This is a genomic window from Marinomonas posidonica (assembly GCF_043643765.1).
GTDB lineage: Bacteria > Pseudomonadota > Gammaproteobacteria > Pseudomonadales > Marinomonadaceae > Marinomonas > Marinomonas posidonica_A.
Window position 1 is genome coordinate 1 of sequence record NZ_JBHZSP010000002.1, and the last position, 20488, is coordinate 20488.

The 20488-nt window shown below is 44.6% G+C and carries 16 protein-coding genes and 2 tRNA genes; 10 read left to right on the forward strand and 8 right to left on the reverse strand.

What is annotated here, in order from left to right; genetic code table 11:
* Positions 1-115: 115 nt before the first annotated feature.
* Together ACHUFM_RS01995 and rne are read right to left on the reverse strand one after the other, a co-directional pair.
* Positions 116-1768 carry a SulP family inorganic anion transporter gene (locus ACHUFM_RS01995; RefSeq protein ID WP_394179065.1) on the reverse strand — a complete coding sequence of 551 codons (1653 nt, stop codon included), beginning with the start codon at positions 1766-1768 and terminating at the stop codon, positions 116-118.
* A 114-nt stretch (positions 1769-1882) separates the two neighbouring features.
* Positions 1883-5134, reverse strand: a complete 3252-nt coding sequence (gene rne, locus ACHUFM_RS02000; protein WP_394179067.1) for a ribonuclease E — start codon at positions 5132-5134, stop codon at positions 1883-1885.
* Positions 5135-5606: 472 nt separating this feature from the next.
* Here rne and ACHUFM_RS02005 point away from each other — a divergent pair, with 472 nt between their 5' ends.
* From ACHUFM_RS02005 to ACHUFM_RS02015, 3 genes are all read left to right on the forward strand, one after another.
* Positions 5607-6575: an RluA family pseudouridine synthase gene (locus ACHUFM_RS02005; protein ID WP_394179069.1), complete on the forward strand. Its 969-nt coding sequence runs from the start codon at positions 5607-5609 to the stop codon at positions 6573-6575.
* 221 nt (positions 6576-6796) lie between these two features.
* Positions 6797-7273: a hypothetical protein gene (locus tag ACHUFM_RS02010; protein ID WP_394179071.1), complete on the forward strand. Its 477-nt coding sequence runs from the start codon at positions 6797-6799 to the stop codon at positions 7271-7273.
* A 27-nt stretch (positions 7274-7300) separates the two neighbouring features.
* On the forward strand, positions 7301-8065 hold the full coding sequence (locus tag ACHUFM_RS02015; protein ID WP_394179770.1) for a CLCA_X family protein: 765 nt from the start codon (positions 7301-7303) through the stop codon (positions 8063-8065).
* Between the two features lie 78 nt (positions 8066-8143).
* On the opposite strand, the gene gcvP is transcribed toward ACHUFM_RS02015, so the two are convergent.
* The 3 genes from gcvP to glyA all read right to left on the reverse strand — a co-directional run bounded on the left by gcvP (position 8144) and on the right by glyA (position 12811).
* Positions 8144-11008 carry an aminomethyl-transferring glycine dehydrogenase gene (gene gcvP / locus ACHUFM_RS02020; protein WP_394179073.1) on the reverse strand — a complete coding sequence of 955 codons (2865 nt, stop codon included), beginning with the start codon at positions 11006-11008 and terminating at the stop codon, positions 8144-8146.
* 86 nt (positions 11009-11094) lie between these two features.
* Positions 11095-11478: a glycine cleavage system protein GcvH gene (gene gcvH / locus ACHUFM_RS02025; protein ID WP_394179075.1), complete on the reverse strand. Its 384-nt coding sequence runs from the start codon at positions 11476-11478 to the stop codon at positions 11095-11097.
* Between the two features lie 55 nt (positions 11479-11533).
* Entirely contained in the window at positions 11534-12811 is a 1278-nt protein-coding gene (gene glyA, locus ACHUFM_RS02030; protein ID WP_113875639.1) for a serine hydroxymethyltransferase, read from the reverse strand.
* Between the two features lie 372 nt (positions 12812-13183).
* Here glyA and gcvT point away from each other — a divergent pair, with 372 nt between their 5' ends.
* The 4 genes from gcvT (at position 13184) to ACHUFM_RS02050 (ending at position 16787) form a co-directional block, all read left to right on the forward strand.
* Positions 13184-14284 carry a glycine cleavage system aminomethyltransferase GcvT gene (gene gcvT, locus ACHUFM_RS02035; protein WP_394179078.1) on the forward strand — a complete coding sequence of 367 codons (1101 nt, stop codon included), beginning with the start codon at positions 13184-13186 and terminating at the stop codon, positions 14282-14284.
* A gap of 114 nt (positions 14285-14398) precedes the next feature.
* Positions 14399-14941 carry an elongation factor P hydroxylase gene (locus tag ACHUFM_RS02040; RefSeq protein ID WP_394179079.1) on the forward strand — a complete coding sequence of 181 codons (543 nt, stop codon included), beginning with the start codon at positions 14399-14401 and terminating at the stop codon, positions 14939-14941.
* Positions 14922-16052: a 4-phosphoerythronate dehydrogenase gene (locus ACHUFM_RS02045; RefSeq protein WP_394179081.1), complete on the forward strand. Its 1131-nt coding sequence runs from the start codon at positions 14922-14924 to the stop codon at positions 16050-16052. The genes ACHUFM_RS02040 and ACHUFM_RS02045 overlap by 20 nt, the downstream gene beginning before the upstream one ends.
* 18 nt (positions 16053-16070) lie before the next feature.
* A complete protein-coding gene (locus ACHUFM_RS02050) occupies positions 16071-16787 on the forward strand; it encodes a flagellar brake protein (RefSeq protein WP_394179083.1) in 717 nt (238 codons plus the stop codon).
* Between the two features lie 77 nt (positions 16788-16864).
* Here the strand turns inward: ACHUFM_RS02050 and htpX are convergent, their stop codons facing one another.
* Both htpX and ACHUFM_RS02060 read right to left on the reverse strand, forming a co-directional pair.
* A complete protein-coding gene (htpX, locus tag ACHUFM_RS02055; RefSeq protein WP_394179085.1) occupies positions 16865-17743 on the reverse strand; it encodes a protease HtpX in 879 nt (292 codons plus the stop codon).
* Between the two features lie 79 nt (positions 17744-17822).
* Positions 17823-19037 (reverse strand): pyridoxal phosphate-dependent aminotransferase, encoded by a 1215-nt coding sequence (locus tag ACHUFM_RS02060; protein ID WP_394179087.1) that lies wholly within the window; start codon positions 19035-19037, stop codon positions 17823-17825.
* 65 nt (positions 19038-19102) lie between these two features.
* Here ACHUFM_RS02060 and msrB point away from each other — a divergent pair, with 65 nt between their 5' ends.
* Complete coding sequence (msrB, locus tag ACHUFM_RS02065) at positions 19103-19513, forward strand: peptide-methionine (R)-S-oxide reductase MsrB (protein WP_394179089.1); 411 nt, start codon at positions 19103-19105, stop codon at positions 19511-19513.
* A gap of 68 nt (positions 19514-19581) precedes the next feature.
* On the opposite strand, the gene ACHUFM_RS02070 is transcribed toward msrB, so the two are convergent.
* Positions 19582-20151 (reverse strand): YajG family lipoprotein, encoded by a 570-nt coding sequence (locus tag ACHUFM_RS02070; RefSeq protein WP_394179091.1) that lies wholly within the window; start codon positions 20149-20151, stop codon positions 19582-19584.
* Between the two features lie 130 nt (positions 20152-20281).
* Between ACHUFM_RS02070 and ACHUFM_RS02075 the strand changes: the two genes are divergently transcribed.
* Together ACHUFM_RS02075 and ACHUFM_RS02080 are read left to right on the forward strand one after the other, a co-directional pair.
* Positions 20282-20357: transfer RNA gene (locus ACHUFM_RS02075), tRNA-Glu, on the forward strand.
* 58 nt (positions 20358-20415) lie between these two features.
* Positions 20416-20487 (forward strand) — tRNA-Gly (locus ACHUFM_RS02080).
* The last annotated feature ends 1 nt before the right edge of the window (position 20488 follow it).

Genomic DNA, 20488 nt, shown 5'->3' on the forward strand with positions numbered 1-20488 from the left:
TTAAATTCTCTGTGATATTTGGACATAAAAAGACCCCCAGTAATTGGAATGTCCAACTATTGGGGGTCAGTTCACGATAATCGATAGGCTTTTTAAAGTTGTGATTATGAAAAGGTTAGGCAGAGGTTATGCTGTTTGTGGCATGTTCAAGTGCTTGTAGGCGCGAATCGCAAAAAGCATTATCAGGAAGTCGACTAATAACGCCAAGTTTTTCAAGTCGCTCTGTGGTTTGCCCATTAGGGCTGTAAATGTATACGGCACAATTCACATCGATGGCGTCTTTGATGGCGTTCTCCAGAGCTAAGCCAATGGTTAAATCCATCATAGGTACCGCACTTAAATCCAGTACAACCGCTTTGTAGTTATGGATTCGATTGTGGTGTTTGGCTATGGCTTTACTGGCGCCAAAAATCATTGGGCCCGAGAGATAGAATAGCAATACTTTACCATTTGCACTGTCTAACAAGCTCTTTTCGTCTTCGGTAAGTGGAATGTCGTCGTCGGCATCACTGATCGCTTTCACATTGCCAGATTGCAGGCAGCTAAGTTTCTCGATGGTGATGATGTTGGCAATAAACACCCCAATACCTACCGCAACCATGAGGTCAACGAAGACAGTTAAGGCCATAACGCCATACATGATAATGGTAGGGGATAAGGCAACTTTGTGGGCTCGCTTCAGGAAACTCCAGTCAAGGATGTTGATCCCTACATAGAGGGCAATCCCGGCCAATACAGCCATAGGGATTGGGCTAATTAATTGTGACGCACCGAGTACAACAAGCAGCAAGATAATGGCGCGAGTGATGCCTGCGAGAGGGGATTTTGCCCCTGTCTGAATGTTCACTACTGTTCCCATGGTTGCACCAGCGCCTGGTAGGCCGCCTAGTAAGCCAGAAACGAAGTTAGCCACGCCTTGGCCTATTAACTCGCGATTAGAGTCGTGCTCTTTGCGAGTTAAGCTATCTGCAATGACTGCTGTTAAGAGAGTGTCAATGCAGCCTAGAGTTCCCAACACCAATCCGTTAATGATCATTTCCATAATCACTGAGAACTCAAAGGTTGGCCAATGAATGGATGGGAGTCCCGATGGAATAATGCCGATTCGACGGACATCAGAGTCATCAAATAGGATGATCGAAATCAGAGTGATGGCAACTAGGGCAATCAGTTGGGGAGGCGCATAACGGCGCCATTTTTTTGGAACGTAAAACAGCACGCCCAATGTCATGAGCCCAAGAAATAACTCGGAGAATTTTAGGTTCATCAATAGGCTGGGGAGGGCGGTAAGTGTGCCAACCACGCCGCCAGCTGGAGACGGGTGCCCTAAGAATGGGGCCAGTTGTAGAATAACGAGAATGACCCCAATACCAGACATGAATCCGGAAATAACACTATAAGGCATCAGTGTGATGTATTTGCCGAGTTTTAAATAGCCTAGGGTTATTTGAAACGCGCCTGCAATCATTACCACAGTAAACGCCATCGCTAGACCACTTTCAGGGCTGCTTGCCATCATGCTGGTTAGTACAGCGGTCATGATAACTGTCATAGGGCCTGTTGGCTCGGAAATTAGGCTAGTGGAGCCGCCAAATAGTGCAGCAAATAACCCAACTAAAATCGCACCCCAAAGGCCGGCTTCGGCGCCCGCGCCTGAGGCAACGCCAAACGCGAGTGCAAGAGGGAGTGAAACAACCGCAGTGGTTGCTCCTCCAAATAAGTCACCAACTAATGTCCAATCTTTGAACCTAGAAAAATCAATAATCATTGAATTTACCTATCCGTTTTTAATCAAAATCAATCCGTTGAAAAAGTCTACATTTGTCTGTAAAAGAGCCCGCAAAAGCGGGCTCTAAGTAAAAGAATAAAGAATCAATTAATCCTAATTTGATTCAGCGCTTTCTTCTACTGCTTGGCCTTCTTCGCGAGCCAGTCTAGGGTCGTTTTTAACGCGACCTGATGTGGCGCGGCGTCGAGAAGAGGCTGCATTGCGTTTTTCTTCCTGCTCTTGGCGGAACTTTTCTTGCTGGGCAAGAATCGCTTCTGGCAGTTCAACCGGTGCAGTCGTTTCAGTGCTTGCTGCTTTAGCGACAGGCTTGCCACGACCGCGTCGAGGCACACGAACTTTTTTATCTGTCGCTTGCTCTGTTTCAGCGTTGTCGACTTGAGTGTCGTCTACTGAAGTGCTTTGCGTTTGACTGGCTGAGGTGGTCTCTTCATTAGACTGTTCTGCTGGGCTGACGGCTTCTTGCTGAGGTGCTAGTTCAACATTCTCAGTGGTCGTCTCTTCAGCTACTGGCGCCTCTGTTTTCGTGGCTTCAATAGGTGTCGTGTTTTGCTCTTTGGAATCTTCTGATCGGCTTGCTTCAGAGGTCTGTTTTGCAGGCGCTTCCTCGGTTGTTGCTTCTTCTTGAGACGATGTGTCAGCACTTGTCTCCGCCGTTGTGTTCTCAGTCGTTTCAGCTGGCTCAACATCTTTTATCGATGTTTCAGCTTCAGTAGCGACTTCAGCACTTATTGCGTCAGATTTTTCAGATTTATTGCTTGTCGTCTCAGAATCAGTCAAATCAGACGTCTCTTCCGACTCAGCAGTTTGTTCTGCTTTACTGATTTGTGCCTTAACCGACATTTTTGGCTTAGGTTTCACGACTTCTTCTGCTTTTACATCTGAGGTTGTGTTGCTTTCCGCTTCTTTGTCTGTTTGAGCTTCCGTTGTGGCAGCATTGTTTTCATCAAGTGCTTGTGTTGCCGCTTCAACAGCCTCAGCGCTGATCGGAGCAGTGACTTCGGTTGAAGTTTCTACTGGCTCAGCTGGAGCGACAGTTGCTTGAGTCTCAGATTGTTCTGTCTCTGCTACATTATTCTCTGTGGTGTTCTCTTCACGCTGAGGGCGGCGAGAACGACGTGAGCGGCGAGAACGACGTTGTTGCGGCTCATCACCAGGGTTTTTCTGCTGATTAGACTGATTTTCTGCCTCAGCTTTTTCCGCAGATTCTACTTTTGCAGCTTGTTCTGCTTCTTGAAGTTTTGCGCTTTCTACAGCTTCATCTTTGATTTTGCCATTGCGACGACGATTTTCATTGCGATCACGTTTGCGCTCTTTAACTTCAGGCACTTCTTTCTGCTGACGTGCGGCTTTTGGTGCCTGCTCTTGTGTCTCGGTCTTATTGTCCTGATCGTTTTGACGGTTAGGGCGGTTGTTACGACGACCGTTATTGTTTTTACCACCAGCTTCAGCTTGCTCACGACGAGATTGGCGTGTTGAGCGTGCTTTCTCTTGTGACTCTTCACGTTCAGCGCTTTGGTGTTTTACGTTGCGCTTGTTGCGATTTGGTCGTGCATTTTTAGGTGCATTCTTATTGGTGTTGTTACGAGTATTTTTATTGCTCGTGGTGTTTTTGCTGCTTTTGTCTGTATTTTTGGGTTCCGTGGACTCACCAAATAGGGCCGTAATGATACGACTCAACAGGCTAGGCTTGCTCACTTTGCTCGGCTTACTTTTTACTGGAGCATTAGTGTGTGCCGGTGCAGGAGCCTTTGGCGCAATGCTGGTAACAGCCGCTTGTTGACGAACGACTTCATTTGCCTGACGTGGCTCGTATGGAGGCTGCTCAGGTGTCTCTACTAGCGTGTAGCTTGTGTCGTTCTGTGATACGACTGAGTTGTCATCACGGATTCGTTCAACTTCAAAGTGCGGTGTTTCCATGTGCGGATTTGGCACAAGGATGATATGAACACTATTGCGCTTTTCAATTTTGGCAATGTTGGTGCGTTTCTCGTTCAATAGGAAAGTAGCAACGGAGACAGGCAACACAGCGCGAATTTGTGCTGTACGCTCTTTTGCGCACTCTTCTTCGATTAGACGAAGTACAGACAAGGCAAGTGATTCAACATCACGAATGAAGCCTTGGCCGTTACAGCGTGGGCAAACAATGCCGCTGGTCTCACCCAAAGATGGGCGTAAGCGTTGACGAGACATCTCCAGCAGGCCGAAGCGTGAAATGCGACCAAGCTGAACTCGAGCTCGGTCAGCTTCAAGCGCCGATTTCATGCGATTTTCTACTTCTTTTTGGTTTCGCACTGGTGTCATATCGATGAAGTCGATGACAACCAAACCGCCAATATCACGAAGTCTTAGTTGGCGAGCAATTTCATCAGCCGCCTCTAGGTTGGTCTGAAGGGCGGTTTCTTCAATGTCGCCACCTTTGGTTGCTCGTGCCGAGTTGATATCAATGGACACCAAAGCTTCGGTAGGATCAATCACAATAGATCCGCCAGAAGGCAAGCGTACTTCACGCTGGAAGGCGGTTTCAATTTGAGTTTCAATCTGGAAGCGATTGAATAACGGTGTAGAATCAGTATAAAGCTTAATTCGAGATTTAAAGTGAGGCATAACCTGCATCACAAAATTAATAGCATCTTGGTAAGCTTGTTTTTCGTCAATCAATACTTCGCCAATGTCTTCACGCAAGTAGTCACGAATCGCCCGAATAACAATGTTACTTTCCTGGTAAATTAGAAAAGGAGCTGGTTTCTCTGTTGCTGCTTTGGTGATAGAGCTCCATAGGGTTTCTAGGTAGTCTAAATCCCACTGAAGTTCTTCTGTTGAACGACCAACCCCTGCAGTACGGACAATTAAGCCGCCATTTTCGGGTGTTTTCAGGCCAGACATGGCTTCTTTCAATTGTGAGCGATCATCACCATCAATACGACGAGAAATACCGCCAGCACGTGGATTGTTCGGCATCAATACAAGGTAACGACCGGCTAAACTGACGAAAGTGGTCAGAGCGGCACCTTTGTTGCCTCGCTCTTCTTTGTCAACTTGAACGATGACTTCTTGACCTTCGCTGATCACATCTTTGATGTTGATGCGGCCGTCATGGTTGGCTTTTTTGGAGAAGTAAGTTTTAGATATTTCTTTGAGAGGAAGGAATCCGTGACGATCTGCGCCAAAATCAACAAATGCGGCTTCAAGACTCGGTTCTACCCGAGTGATTTTACCTTTATAAATGTTGGATTTTTTCTGCTCGCGAGAGCCAGATTCGATATCTAGATCATACAGACGTTGACCGTCTACTAGTGCAACGCGCAACTCTTCTTGTTGAGTTGCATTTATTAACATTCTAATCATTTTATGTGTGAACTCTGTTAGCGGATACGAAAACGCCACAGCAGTGTCAGGGCAACCATTAATCAATCTGACTCAAAATTATAGAGCAAATCATTCAGTTTTTGTCTGGCGAGATGAATACAGGATTCATTTATTTCTAACTAAACGCGTGTAGCGGTCGCTGCCTCGATTATTACTAAATAGTCTCTTTAACTGGTCTCGTTTCTTTGCCTTTTTGTCAAACATCGCGAACGCGCGGTTGAGCAATTTAATGAAATTCCTTCCACTGATGCGGTTTTTTCCGAATCATGCGGTTTAATATTTAAGATTAACTGTTACAGAGGTAAGATAGGGACCAAAGTGTCGCTCTGGCAGTATCATTCAATTCTTGCTTCTTATCTTCGAGGCGTTTTGTTGCCTCTTACCCTTTGCGATATTGAATATAACAGTAAAAACTAAGTGCTTCAATTATAAAGGAAACCAATCTTTGCATATGTCTGAAACAGACCCCAATTTAGCCCCTCGCCCCGCCGTACGCTATGTGACGATAGATGAAAACAATCACGACCAAAGGATTGATAACTTCCTTGTCACTTTTTTGAAGGGGGTGCCTAAGGGGAAAATTTACAACCTGCTAAGAAAAGGTGAAATTCGTGTTAATAAAAAGCGAACCAAGCCAGATTATCGATTGCAGTCGGATGATGTGGTTCGTATTGCGCCAATCGTGATTGCACCAGAGTCTAAAAAGCCAGATCTATCCGATAAGCTAAAAAATGAGATCGAATCTCGAATTGTGTATGAGGATAAAGGCTTGTTAGTGGTTAATAAGCCATCTGGATTGGCCGTGCATGGTGGCAGTGGGTTGAGCTTTGGTTTGGTGGAAGTGGTGCGTCAAATGCGTCCTCAAGAAAAGTTTATCGAGCTTGTTCATCGTTTAGATCGAGATACCTCTGGTTTAATTATGATTGCCAAAAAGCGATCGGTTTTAAAAGAGCTACATACCGCACTACGAGAAAAAGAAGGCGTACAAAAAACGTATTTGGCGTTGGTCTATGGTGGTTGGCCAAAACGTAAGCAACAGGTGAATGCGCCTTTGTTAAAAAATGAGCTTAAATCCGGTGAGCGAGTGGTAAAAGTTCACACAGATGGCAAAGAAAGTTTAACTTTGTTCAAATTGGTCAGGCAGTTTGAAGGTTATAGTCTGATTGAGTGCGAACCTGTTACGGGTCGAACTCATCAAATTCGCGTACATACTTTGCATGCTGGTTATCCTATTGTGGGAGACGATAAATATTCGCCAGCGGAAGATTTGAAGGCCAGTAAAACATTAGGTTTTAAACGTTTGTGTTTGCATGCCACGCGCTTGGTTATAGAGCTTAATGGCGAGAAAAAAGTCTTTGAAGCCCCTCTAGAGGATGAGTGGCAATCTTTAATGAGTCATACTCTAAAGGCGCTCTATTAATCTTATTGGCTTTCATTCTGCCTAGAGTAAGTTCGTGACACAGGTTGTCACGAACTTGTTATTTTATCCTACCTTAACTAGTGCTTTTTATTCTTGTTAAATGGTCTATATTGATCATGAGATTTACAGATGAGATTCAATTGTGCATTTGTATGAATGAGTCTTGTCGCTATTCATTGGCTCAGGCTTAATGATTGTACTGTTAATGTAATGAGCTCCTAATGATGTTGATGTCTACATTAAAATATTTAAGGTCGTTTACCGCCACCTGCTTGGTGGTGATTTCGCCAATTGGTTTCACTGGCACCGCAGAAAATACTAACGCATACGTTCAATCTATTTCTGATGTTAGAGCCAGTTCCACTTCAAATAGTCGAAATGATAGAAAGAAACAAGATGATGAGTTGCCATCACTATTGTGGCAGCAAACATTCAATTATGTTGGTAGACAGCTGGAGTCGCAAGGCTTGCCGAGGAATCTTGAACAACAAATTGCGTTAACTAGGATTGAAGAGGCATATCAGGATGAAGTTGATCGTTTGCTTGACTGGCAAGATGAGCAAATTGTAAAACTGAGTCAAGACGAGCAAGCGATTGCAGCGGTAGGTGCTCATGTGCAATGTGAGTTGTTAGCTTGTAAACAGGTTAAGCAAGCCAAACTAGAACAAGTTAAGCGTCTATATTTACATAAGGCATAAAACCAATCACAAGAAGCTTAAATGCCAATGTCCCATCCTTCTGAAACTGAAATCTCTTTTGTCTCAATCCGGCGTCAATTTGATTTCCGCGGGATTGAAATGGGTCGTTGGGTTACCCCCCACGAACGAGATCGTGCAGCGATCAACTTTTATCAGGCTTTGTTGGATCTAATGGCCGTCTTGCAGGGACCAGAAACCTTAATTTCATTACGTGGTACGCTAGGATTGCAATATGGTAAAGGTGGGCAACCTGGCGTAGCAGCACATTACACTCCAGCGACCAGGCAGCTTGCCTTAGCAAAAAATGCGGGTGCTGGTAGTCTCGCACACGAATGGTTTCATGCCTTTGATCACTATGTCGCAGAAAAACTGTACCCTCATTCACCAGCTCTGAGTTTTGCGTCTAGACAGTGGTTGAATTTGTCTGATGTGACACAGGTTACTAACCATCCTTTGAATCTGGCTTTAATTGACTGCTTTAAAGTCATTGTGTTGAATTCGGCTGGGGATGAGCCTAGTGAGTTGTTTCGTGCATCTAAGCAAGCGGATCAAGAATATAATATTTTATATTATGCGAAGCCTGAAGAACTGTGTGCTCGATCATTTGAAGCGTTTGTCGAGGATATGTGCCCTAGTAATGATTTTTTGGTCAGAGGGACGCGATATTCGACAGAAGCAAGCCGTGGTTTGTATCCGCAGGGACGGCAAAGGGAGTGCATTAATCAGGCTTTTACAGTTTACTTTCAGAGGCTTGGCGGGGCACTTTGGCGGGAAGTAGAAAATAGCCAATAAAAAAGCGAAACTAATAAATTGTTAGTTTCGCTTTATGGTGTCTCTATTTAGAGACAAAGGTTTGTTTTAATCGCAGAATTAGCCTTCGTAGCTTTCAATCGGTGGACACTCGCAGAACAAGTTGCGGTCACCGTAAACATTGTCAATTCGGCCCACTGGCGGCCAATACTTTCGAGCTTTAATCCAAGCCAATGGATAGGCTGCTTCTTCGCGAGTGTAACCATGGCTCCAATCCGCTGCTAACAAGCTTGCCGCTGTATGTGGGGCGTTAACAAGTGGGTTGTCCTCTAAGTTCCATTCGCCAGCTTGAACCCTACTAATTTCTTTGCGAATTTGAATCATAGCGTCACAAAAACGATCCAGTTCTTCAAGGTTTTCGGATTCTGTTGGCTCAATCATCAAGGTGCCAGCCACAGGGAAAGACATGGTAGGCGCATGGAAACCAAAGTCCATCAGGCGTTTAGCAATGTCTTCTTCTGAAATGCCAGATTCTGCTTTTAACGGACGTATGTCGATGATGCATTCGTGAGCAACTGTATTGTTTTTGCCTGTATAAAGTACAGGGTAGTGCTCACCAAGACGTTTGGCCACATAGTTGGCGTTCAAGATGGCGTTATAGGTCGCATCTTTTAAGCCTTGATCGCCCATCATTTTGATGTACATCCATGTAATTACAAGAATGCTGGCACTGCCGTAAGGGGCGGCAGATACAGCGCCATGTTGTTCTTCCATGTCCAGAACAGGGCTAATAGTGTGACCTGGTAAGAAAGGTGCAAGGTGTGATTTCACACCAATTGGTCCCATGCCTGGGCCACCACCACCGTGTGGTATACAGAAAGTTTTGTGCAAGTTTAGGTGAGATACATCGCCTCCAAAGCTGCCTGGAGGGGCAATGCCAACCAAAGCATTAAGGTTAGCGCCATCAATGTAAACTTGACCGCCGTATTTGTGTACTGTGTCGCATACTTCACGAATGTGCTCTTCAAACACGCCGTGAGTAGAAGGGTAGGTGGCCATGATGCAGCTAAGTTGATCTGCGTATTTTTCTGCTTTTTCCGCCAGGTCGGACAAGTCAATGTTGCCGTTTTCATCGCATTTCACAATGACGACCTTCATTCCGGCAAGAGCGGCCGAAGCGGGATTAGTGCCGTGGGCCGAACTCGGGATCAGACACACATCACGATCATGATCGCCGCGTGATTTATGGTACTTGTCAATAGCGACTAAACCAGCATATTCACCTTGAGCGCCAGAGTTAGGTTGTAAGGAAACCGTATCATAACCTGTGGCTTTAGAGAGCATGGCAATCAGCTCTTGTAGCAAGGCGTGATAGCCAGTCACTTGGTTGTCAGGTGCAAATGGGTGAATGCGGCCAAATTCGGCCCAAGTTACAGGAATCATTTCAGAAGCGGCGTTCAGCTTCATGGTGCATGAACCTAGTGGAATCATGCTTTGATTAAGCGCGATATCTTTGACTTCAAGCTGATGCATGTAGCGCATTAGCTCGGTTTCGCTGTGATGACTGTTGAATACAGGGTGGGTCAGAATCTCGTCTTGGCGTAATAGGTTGTCAGCAATACCAAAGCGAATCTCCATGTTGGCAATGCTATCAACATCAGTTATCACGCCAAAACACGCTAAGATATCGACGATATCTTGTGGTTTGGTTGTTTCGTTTAAGGCGATGGATAAGCTGTTGTCACTGGCACGATAGAAGTTCATCAACTTTGCTTGTGCTTTGTCATAGATAGCTTGCGTTTTATCGCCGGTTTCAATAATGAGTGTGTCAAAATGACTGGTATTGCTACTAAAACCATTAGCTTGCAATTGAGTGGCAAGGAGGTGTGTTAGTCCTGCAACGCGAGAGGCAATTTTCTTAAGACCGTCTGGTCCGTGATAAACCGCGTAAAAGCTGGCCATCATAGCGAGCAGGGCTTGTGCCGTACAAATGTTGGACGTGGCTTTCTCGCGACGAATGTGTTGTTCACGAGTCTGCATCGCCATACGCAGGGCTGGCTGATCGTGGCTGTCTTTGGAAACACCGATGACGCGACCGGGCATGGAGCGCTTAAATGCGTCTTTTGTCGCAAGGAAGGCTGCGTGTGGGCCACCAAAGCCCATTGGTACACCGAAACGTTGGGCGCTACCAAAGACAATGTCTGCACTCATGTCGCCTGGGGATTTTAGCAAGACAAGAGAGAGTAGGTCGACGGCCACACTGACGAGGGCTTTTTGTTCGTGAGCGGCCGCAATGAAAGGGGCCAAGTCGTTTACTTTACCATCGATGCCTGGATACTGAACGATGGCGCCGAAGACATCGTGATCATTCAGTTTTTCTAGCTCATCCACCACCACGTCAATACCGAGTAATTCAGCACGAGTTTTCACCACATCAATGGTCTGTGGCAAACAATGATCGGCCACAAAGAGTAAATTGCTTTTCTTTCGGTTAGAGCGCTTCATTAGCGTCATGGCTTCCGCGGCAGCGGTCGCTTCGTCCAACAATGATGCGTTGGAGATCTCCATCCCTGTTAGGTCAATAATAACTTGCTGGAAGTTTAGTAGTGCTTCCAGACGACCTTGTGATATCTCAGGCTGGTAAGGTGTGTAAGCGGTATACCAACCTGGGTTTTCTAATAGGTTTCGTAAAATAGGTGATGGCACAAACGTATCGTGATAACCCATGCCTATAAAAGAACGTGCGACTTTGTTTTGTTGTGCAATGGCTTTAAGTTCGACTAAGGCATCGTTTTCGCTGACTGCTTGAGCACTTAAGTCTAAGTTTGCTTGGCGAATGGCCTCAGGAACCGTTTTTTCAATCAATTCATCGAGATCGCTTGCGCCAATGGTGGTCAGCATTTTAGCTTGTTCTTGGCTATCTGGTCCGATATGGCGAGCGATGAATTCGTCGTTGTTCAACAAATCGCGGATGCACGATGTCATAGTTCAATCACCTATTAAAAGAAGAGAAGAGAGAATATGCTCTTTCATGGTGATGAAAGAGCAGGGCAGTTCGAATGTGAGTCTAATTACTCAATAGAGTCAGCGTAGCCTGATGCATTGAGTAATTTATCAAGATCAGTTGGGTCACTAAGTTTGATTTTAGCAATCCAAGCGCCTTCATAAGGCTCTTCGTTGATTAGCTCAGGCGCATCTTCTAGAGCTTCATTGACTTCAACGATTTCACCATTGACTGGGGCGTAAATATCCGATGCCGCTTTTACCGATTCAACTAGTGAAAATTGCTCTGAAGCCATTGTGGCTGCACCTACTTCAGGTAATTCGACGTAAACAACATCGCCAAGCAAGTCTTGTGCATGATCCGTAATACCAACTGTGACAGTGCCATCACCATTGTCTAGAACCCACTCATGTGAATCGGCGTATTTTAAATTTTCTGGGATAGTGCTCATCTGTTGTTTGCCTCTTAAAAAAATACCCAAGAGGAAGTCCCCTTGGGTATGTTGATTAGCGGTAAAGTGGGAAGCGTTTGCAAAGTTCTTTCACTTCTGCAAGTACGCGAGCTTCTACTTCAGGATTGCCTTCTGGCATTGCCACTAGGCCATCAAGAACATCACTGATTAGGTGACCCACTTTGCGGAATTCTTCTTCACCAAATCCACGAGAAGTCGCAGCAGGTGTACCAATACGGATACCCGATGTGATCATTGGCTTCTCAGTGTCAAATGGAATGCCATTTTTGTTACAAGTGATACCAGCACGTTCAAGTGCTTTATCGGCCATATTACCTTTGATGCCTTTCGGACGTAGGTCAACCAGCATTAGGTGGTTATCGGTACCACCAGTGACCACATCACAACCACGTTCAATCATCACTTCAGCCAAAACCTTGGCGTTAGTAACCACTTGATCAATGTAAGTTTTGAACTCAGGTTTCAATGCTTCACCGAATGCCACGGCTTTACCGGCAATCACGTGCATTAGTGGACCACCTTGGTAACCTGGGAATACAGCAGAGTTGATTTTTTTGCCCAAATCCAAGTCGTTAGACAAAATCATGCCGCCACGAGGGCCGCGCAATGTTTTGTGAGTCGTTGTTGTCACAACGTGAGCGTGTGGTAGTGGTGAAGGGTGAGCACCTGTGGCAACAAGACCAGCGATGTGAGCCATGTCGACAAATAAGTAAGCACCAACCTTGTCAGCAATTTCACGAAAACGTTTGAAATCGATAACGCGAGGAATCGCGGAACCACCAGCGATGATCATTTTAGGTTTGCATTCTAATGCTTGTGCTTCGATAGCATCGTAGTCAATTAATAGCGTATCAGGGTTGACTTGATATTGAACCGCATTAAACCATTTACCAGATTGAGCTGGTGGCGCACCGTGTGTTAAGTGACCGCCTGCATCAAGTGACATACCAAGAATGGTGTCGCCTGGTTGTAATAGTGCTAGCATAACTGCGCCGTTTGCTTGTGCTCCTGAGTGAGGCTGAACATTGGCAAATTCACAGTTAAACAATTGCTTGGCACGGTCAATAGCCAATTGCTCAGTCACGTCAACCGCTTCACAGCCACCGTAATAGCGACGGTTTGGGTAACCTTCCGCGTATTTGTTTGTCAGCACAGAACCTTGCGCTTCAAGTACGGCTTTTGAAGTGATGTTTTCAGAGGCAATTAACTCAATGCCAGTTTCTTGGCGTTCTTGCTCTTCTGTAATCGTTGCATAAAGCTCAGGATCTCGCTCGGCGAGAGTTTGGCTGAAAAAGGCTTCGGTGTTGGCCATGGGGAAATTTCCTCTTAAATAAACATGTATGCCCATAAGACAATGAGTCTTCGCTATAATAACACTTTGGCAGTCTAAGGTGATGAAAAAAGATCATCTTTCTTAGAGCGTCAGTCATTGTCCTGTTCACGTCAATTTTTGCTTATCATAATCAAAAAGTTTCCAATTGGAAACATGAAAAACTTACTTACACCAAAAAAATGTTTGATCATTCTATTTGACCGAATGGTCTGATTTGTTATCTATCTTGTACGCTGTAATATGGTGGTTGGTTTAAATAAAAGCTGAATGGCACTTGTCAACACCGCTGCCTTTTGGGTAACCTGTTTCCAATTGGAAACTTTCTCAAACAAGAATCTTGCAGGTAATAAAATGAAACGTACTGCCTTATATGAACAGCATATTGCTAGTGATGCCAGAATGGTTGAGTTCGCAGGTTACGAGATGCCTGTGCAGTATCCACTAGGTGTAAAAAAAGAACATTTGTGGACACGAGAGCAGGCAGGGTTATTTGATGTATCCCATATGGGGCAGGTTATTTTAAAAGGTGCGAATGTTAAATCTGAGCTTGAGACAATCTTACCTGTTGACGTACTTGGCTTGGCAGAAGGTATGCAGAGATATGGCATGTTTACTACTCAACAAGGTGGGATTGCTGATGATCTAATGTTTGCTAATTGGGGTGACAAGGTATTTATGGTGGTAAATGCGGCTTGTAAAGAGCAGGACATTGCTTACCTAAAAAGCCAATTAACCACATCAGAGGTGGAAGTGGTTGAAGATCGTGCCTTGTTGGCTATTCAAGGTCCTAAAGCCCGTGATGTATTTTCTCGCCTTGTGCCGGACGCGGCTCAAATGACCTTTATGCAGAGCTTGGTATTTACTTGGCAAGGGGTCGAGCTTTGGGTGAGTTGTTCTGGCTACACAGGAGAAGATGGCTACGAAATTTCGGTTCCTAACGAGCATGCTGCAGAATTTGCGCAAGCTTTGCTGTCTCAGAATGAAGTCGAATGGATTGGTCTTGGGGCGCGTGATTCTCTTAGACTGGAAGCGGGCTTATGTTTATATGGTCATGATCTTGATACCAATACCACTCCTGTTGAAGCGTCTTTAAACTGGGCAATTCAAAAAGTTCGCCGTTCAGGCGGGGAGCGTGCAGGGCAATTTGTTGGTGCGGATATCATTCTGCCTCAGTTTGAACAAAAGCCAGCGAAAAAACGAGTTGGTTATCTTGTAGATGGTAGAGCGCCTGTACGTGAAGGGGTTGAACTGGTGACAGCAGATGGTAGTAAAGTAGGTCAGGTTACCAGTGGTGGCTTTTCTCCAAGTTTGTCTCAGCCCATTCTAATGGCTTATGTTTCAACTTCGGTTCTTGATTCAGGTGACGCTGTTTTTGCAGAGATGCGCGGTAAGCAAGTGGCTTTAACGCAAGCAAGCATGCCTTTTGTGCCATCTCGATACTATCGTGGTTAAATTCGTTTCCCCGTAATCAGGTTTATAATCTGGTGATGCGTCATGTAGAGGGTGTCTTTACATGGCGCATTTTTATTTGTTGTGTGATAATTCTGATTTTTTGGAGAGTCTGTATTGGCAAGTGTTACTCAACTTGTTGCAGCCTTTGATGCCTGCTTTTTATCGTCTTTTAATACCCGTTTGATTGGTTATGCCGATGAACCCTTGTATCTTCCGGCGACCTCGAATGAGCCTGCAAAAATTTTATTCCGTCTGGATTACGTATCAAGCGCCTTACATGAGATCAGTCATTGGTGTATTGCAGGCGCTGAGCGTCGTCGTCTAGAAGATTATGGTTATTGGTATGAATCTGACGCCCGTAATCTAACGACGCAAAAACAATTTGAACAGGTAGAGGTCAAACCTCAGGCAATCGAATGTCTTTTGCATTGGGCGGCTGGATTGGATTTTCGGGTCAGTGTGGACAATTTAGCCTTACCTGAATACGATTTTTTGCCCTTCGAGCAAGCCGTTATGCGTCAAGTTGATTGCTATATAAATGAAGGAAACTTGCCTGAAAGGGCTTTGTTGTTTTTGCGCTATTTACTAGCACAACGCCATCCTAATCAAGATTTGAGTGAGTTTTTAAAGCAAACATATGAAGATTATTGCAGATGAGAACATGCCTAAGGTGGAAGCATTATTTTCACATTTAGGTGAAGTGACTTTAGTAAATGGCCGTAACTTAACTCATGAGCAAGTTAAGCAGGCAGATATTTTACTGGTGAGGTCTGTTACTAAGGTAAATAAAGCCTTGCTAGAAGGAAGTGGAATTCGCTTCGTGGGTAGCGCGACAATTGGTGTTGATCATATTGATTTAGATTATCTTGTGCGAAAAGGCATTCAATTTTCTAGTGCGCCTGGATGCAATGCTCAGGCTGTGGCCGATTACGTCTTCAGTGGCTTAAGTCATTTATACCTTACTAAGGGTGTGAAATGGCTAGACCGGAAAATTGGCATAATTGGCTTTGGCAATGTGGGTAAAACCGTCTATCAAAGATTTAAAGCGCTAGGTTGTGATGTTTGTGTTTATGATCCATTAAAGCAGCGTGAGGATCATGAAGCAGCCAATTTTGTTTCTTTAACGGATGTCTTGTCTTGTCAAGTTGTTTCTCTGCACGCTCCATTGACGAAAACTGGGGAATATCCAACGGTTGATATGATCAGTGCGGCAGAGCTTCAACAGCTGGCGGCCGACAGTATTATTATTTCGGCTGGTCGAGGCGGTGTAATAAACGAATCGGCTCTGATAGCGCGATATCATGAATTAAAAGGTCAGTTGCATCTGGTTATGGATGTCTGGGATGGTGAGCCGAGTATCAATCCATCTTTATTGTCGATTGTCGATGTCGCCACGCCACACATAGCGGGGTACAGTAAACAGGGGCGTGAGAAGGGTAGCTGGATGGTTTATCAAGCATTGTGTGAATTTCTACAGCAACCAACAAAACTTGCCTATAAAGACGCTATCAGTGCAGGAAACATTACATCAATTCAATTGTATGACGGTGTTTGTAAAGAAGAAATGCTGGCGAGAAGCATGCATGCCCTTTATGATGTGGCTAGAGATGATGCTCGTTTAAGGTATCAATATCGACAAAATACAAAAGAGAACATATTTGATTGGCTTAGAAAAAACTACGTAGAACGTGATGAATTTAATACTTGTCAGGTGAAACATAATTCTGAGCAGGCTAGTTTGACAGCAGTTGGCTTCAATCAATCATAAAAAATACTAAGGTAAAGCATGGCTGGAGTAATGCAGGTTGATTTAGGCGACCTTGACGTGCCCATTGGTACGAGTGTGCAATTAGAATTTATTTCACCGCCAGGTCGTCATATGGTGAAAGTGTTGGGGAATCTCCCAGGCGTTTCTTTGATTCTATCTTGTCCAAAATTAAATGGTAAAAATATTCTGGTTCGTGATAGTCAGGTTGTTAATGTACGATTAATGTTAAGTACTCATGTGTGTGCGTTTTCCAGTAAGGTCGCAAAAAGTTTTCTGGAGCCGGCCGCTCATCTGCATATTGCTTATCCAAGCTATGTCGAAGCGTCCGAAGTGCGACAAGCCGTGCGGGTTGAAACGAGGCTGATTAGTAATGTTGAAGGGGACGATAGCGATACTTCTATTCCTGACGCTTCTTCTGCCATTATTACTGATTTAAGTTATGGTGGTGCCAAGCTGATTTCAAAAGAGGATTTCGGCGCTGTCAGTCAGACCATGAAAATGGCATGCAACGTGAAAGTCGGTCCTTATTCTCAACTGTTGAAATTGGATTGTGAAATTCGTTCACAAGAGATTCAGATGTTGGAGCAGGTTCAAGCGAGCATGATTGACAATGAATTTCTTACCCGAATGGGGGTGGAATATTTTTACGTCTATGGGGTCCGATTTGTGAACCTTTCTAAGGAAAATGGTATTCCGCTTATGGCCTTTATATTGGATACGTTAAAGAAAAAATAATGACCATAAGTGGCCCATCAGTATTACAAAAAAATGCCAGCAATTTTGCTGGCATTTTTGTCTTTGTGCTATGTCGGTTAAAGTTTTTGCAATGCATCAATTCGATCTCGAATTGGCGGGTGGCTTGAAAACAGTTCACCTAGCGTCGGTCTTTTGCCTTGGCGGATGCCGAAGGCCATCATAGAGTCTGGCATGTGAGTTTCTTCGTGCTCCTGCTGTAAACGCGCTAAGGCTGCGATCATGGCGCCTTTGCCAGCAAGTTTTGCTCCAGCTTCATCGGCGCGGAACTCACGAAAACGTGAAAACCACATTACGATCATGGAAGCCAAGATGCCAAATAAAATCTCAAAAACGAACGTTGCGATGTAGTACCCCCAACCAACCGACCCTTCATTGTCGTCTTTGCGAAGAAACTGATCTACTGCGTAAGCGGCAATGCGGGCAAAGAACATGACAAAGGTGTTAACCACACCCTGTATTAGAGAAAGGGTGACCATGTCGCCGTTTGCTACGTGGCCAATCTCATGCCCTAATACCGCTTTAATTTCATCTGGTGGAAAGCGCTCTAGCATGCCGCTGGAAACTGCTACTAAAGCATCGTTTTTATTCCAACCTGTTGCGAAAGCATTGGCATCGTGAGAGGGGAAGATGGCGACTTCAGGCATGCGGATGCCGGCGTTATCAGACAGCTCCTTGACGGTATCTAACAGCCAAGCTTCTTTATGGTTACCTGGTTGTTCGATAACCACTGCACCGGATCCACGCTTCGCCATGAATTTAGACAAAAGCAACGAGATAAGACTTCCGGCAAAACCGAAAACGGCGCAGAAAATCAGCAAATTGCTAAAATTCAGACCATTGCTGGTCATATAGCCATTAACACCTAATAAGCTCAACACTATGCCTGCCACGACCATGACAGCAAGGTTGGTTAAAAGGAAAAGAATGATACGCATTTTACTATGCTCCTAGAAAGACTGGTAAGAAGCATAGTAGGGTTTTAATGGATTATTTCAAGATGTCAGATTAAGGATTTTAGCGTCTCAATCTATGCAAGAAGGCAGCGAATCGTTCCATTGCTGGAGTGAGTTCTTCTATATGAGGTAGGAAGACAAAACGTACGTGATCTGGCGTTGGCCAATTAAAGCCTGTGCCTTGAACGATGAGTACTTTTTCTTCTTGCAAAAACTGCAGAACTAAATCCATGTCGTTTTGTATCTGGTAGACCTTAGGGTCTAGCTGTGGGAACAGATACATTGCCCCTTGAGGTTTGTGGCAATTGACGCCTGGGATTGAATCTAGCACCTCAAAGGCCACCTTACGTTGTTCATATAATCGGCCGCCCGGAATAATCAGCTCATTGATGCTCTGATAGCCACCAAGAGCGGTTTGGACCGCATGTTGTGCTGGCACGTTAGCACAGAGTCGCATAGAACTGAGGATGTCTAAACCATCAATGTAATCAGAAATTTTGCTGCGATCACCAGTAATGGTCATCCAGCCTGAACGAAAGCCTGCGGTTCGATATACTTTTGATAAGCCGCCAAAGGTGACACAAGGAATGCGACCTTCTGTTAATGTGGCTGTGGGTATGTGTTGTGCCTCGTCATAAAGGATCTTGTCATAAATTTCATCGGAGAAAATAAGTAAATTATGTTCATCCGCTAAATCGACAATAGCCTGTATCAGACTTTTTTCATACACTGCCCCTGTAGGATTGTTCGGGTTAATAATGACAATGGCTTTGGTCTTATTTGAGATTTTCGCACGTATATCATTAATATCAGGTTGCCAACCGGAACCTGGATCGCACATATAGTGTCTAACATAGCCGCCGGACAGGGTCGCGGCAGCTGTCCAAAGTGGATAGTCCGGTGCAGGAATTAAAATTTCATCGCCGTCATTAAGCAGGGCTTGCATGGCCATCACAATTAACTCACTGACGCCGTTACCCATCCATACGTGATTGACGTCAGCGGACTTAATGCCCATAGCTTGGTATTTTTGCATGACGGCTTTACGGGCGGAAAAAAGCCCTTTGGATTCACAGTAGCCCTGTGATGTGGGTAGGTTGCGGATGACGTCGACTAAAATCTCATCCGGAGCTTCAAAGCCAAATGGCGCGGGATTGCCAATGTTAAGTTTTAGAATACGTTGACCTTCTTCTTCCATGCGCATGGCTTCTTTAAGAACGGGTCCACGGATTTCATAACAGATGTTGGCGAGTTTGTTTGATTTACGAATTTGCACCAATTTGTCCTTATATAAAGCTGGGCGAAATCAGTAACTTTACACCTAACTTGGGAGCATTCAAGATGGCTGAGTCAGTTAACGAGGAAAAAATTGTGAAATCGGAAGATGAGTGGCTGCAAGAGTTGCCAGAAGATGTATTTAATATTGTTCGTAAAAAAGGCACAGAAAGAGCTTTTACTGGAAAATACGAAAAATTTTATGAGCCAGGTGAGTATCATTGTCGCTGTTGTGGTGCGCTTTTGTTTCATTCAGATACCAAGTACGACTCTGGGTCCGGTTGGCCAAGTTTTTATGATGCTAATATGTCGAACATTGAAGAAAAGACAGATGTTTCTTGGATGATGCAGCGTACTGAGATTATTTGTCGTCAGTGTGATGCACACTTAGGGCATGTTTTTGAAGATGGTCCGCAGCCGACTGGATTACGTTATTGTGTTAATTCCGCTTCTTTGTCTTTTAAAGATAAGGAATGACGTATTGATGTTGGCTACTGGTACTTGGAATAGAATAGGGCAAGTCGATTGACTTGCCCTTTTTTTATTTATTTTAATAGGCTAATAATGTTCGGATCGGCCAATAAACGAGTAACGGTTTGACTCGCAAGTTCATTCATATCTTCCTGGATGCTAGATTGATAAGGCATGGTGCCATATTCACGAACTTTCTGAGAGCCGAAGTTGGCTTTGTAGGTTTGGCCTTTAGCGGCTAATACGACATTAAGTTCAAAATCCATTGTTGCAACGGTTTTAAGAGTGTCAACTTTGGTTGTGTAGCTCATTTTAGTGATATGGATTTGTAAATCGGCTGCAGGCAAAACGCCTTGGTCTGGTGTAAACCCGAGTTGACGTAAGCCGGTGATAATACTTTCTTTAACGCTTTCCTTTATGTCGTTGGTTGTATAGATGTCAGCGCGTTCATTCAATCCCGTCTTAATTGAGCCAATGTTGTTGGTAAGTTTGGTGTTAGTAGAAACCTTAATGACTCGTTCATTTGTTAGGTTGATATTTTCAATGGCTGCTTTGGGTTCGACGCTAATATAGTGTGTTGTTGAGCAACCTGCTAAAAGTAGCGTCGAGATGGATAGGGCGAGAATGAGGGATTTGTTTCGCATAAGAGCTCCGTTAATATTGATTTTTAAAGAGGTTTTTCTCTAAGTCGCTTAAATTAATGAAAAAAACTGTTGATTTTAAGATTAGTAACAGTAATATACGCACCCGCTCACACAGCAAGATTATGTTTTAGTCCCATTCGTCTAGAGGCCTAGGACACCGCCCTTTCACGGCGGTAACAGGGGTTCGAACCCCCTATGGGACGCCAATCTTAAATTGATTGCAACATAGTCTAACGGTAAAAGCAGTGAGTGATAAGTTTTTTTGCGGGAATAGCTCAGTGGTAGAGCACAACCTTGCCAAGGTTGGGGTCGCGAGTTCGAGCCTCGTTTCCCGCTC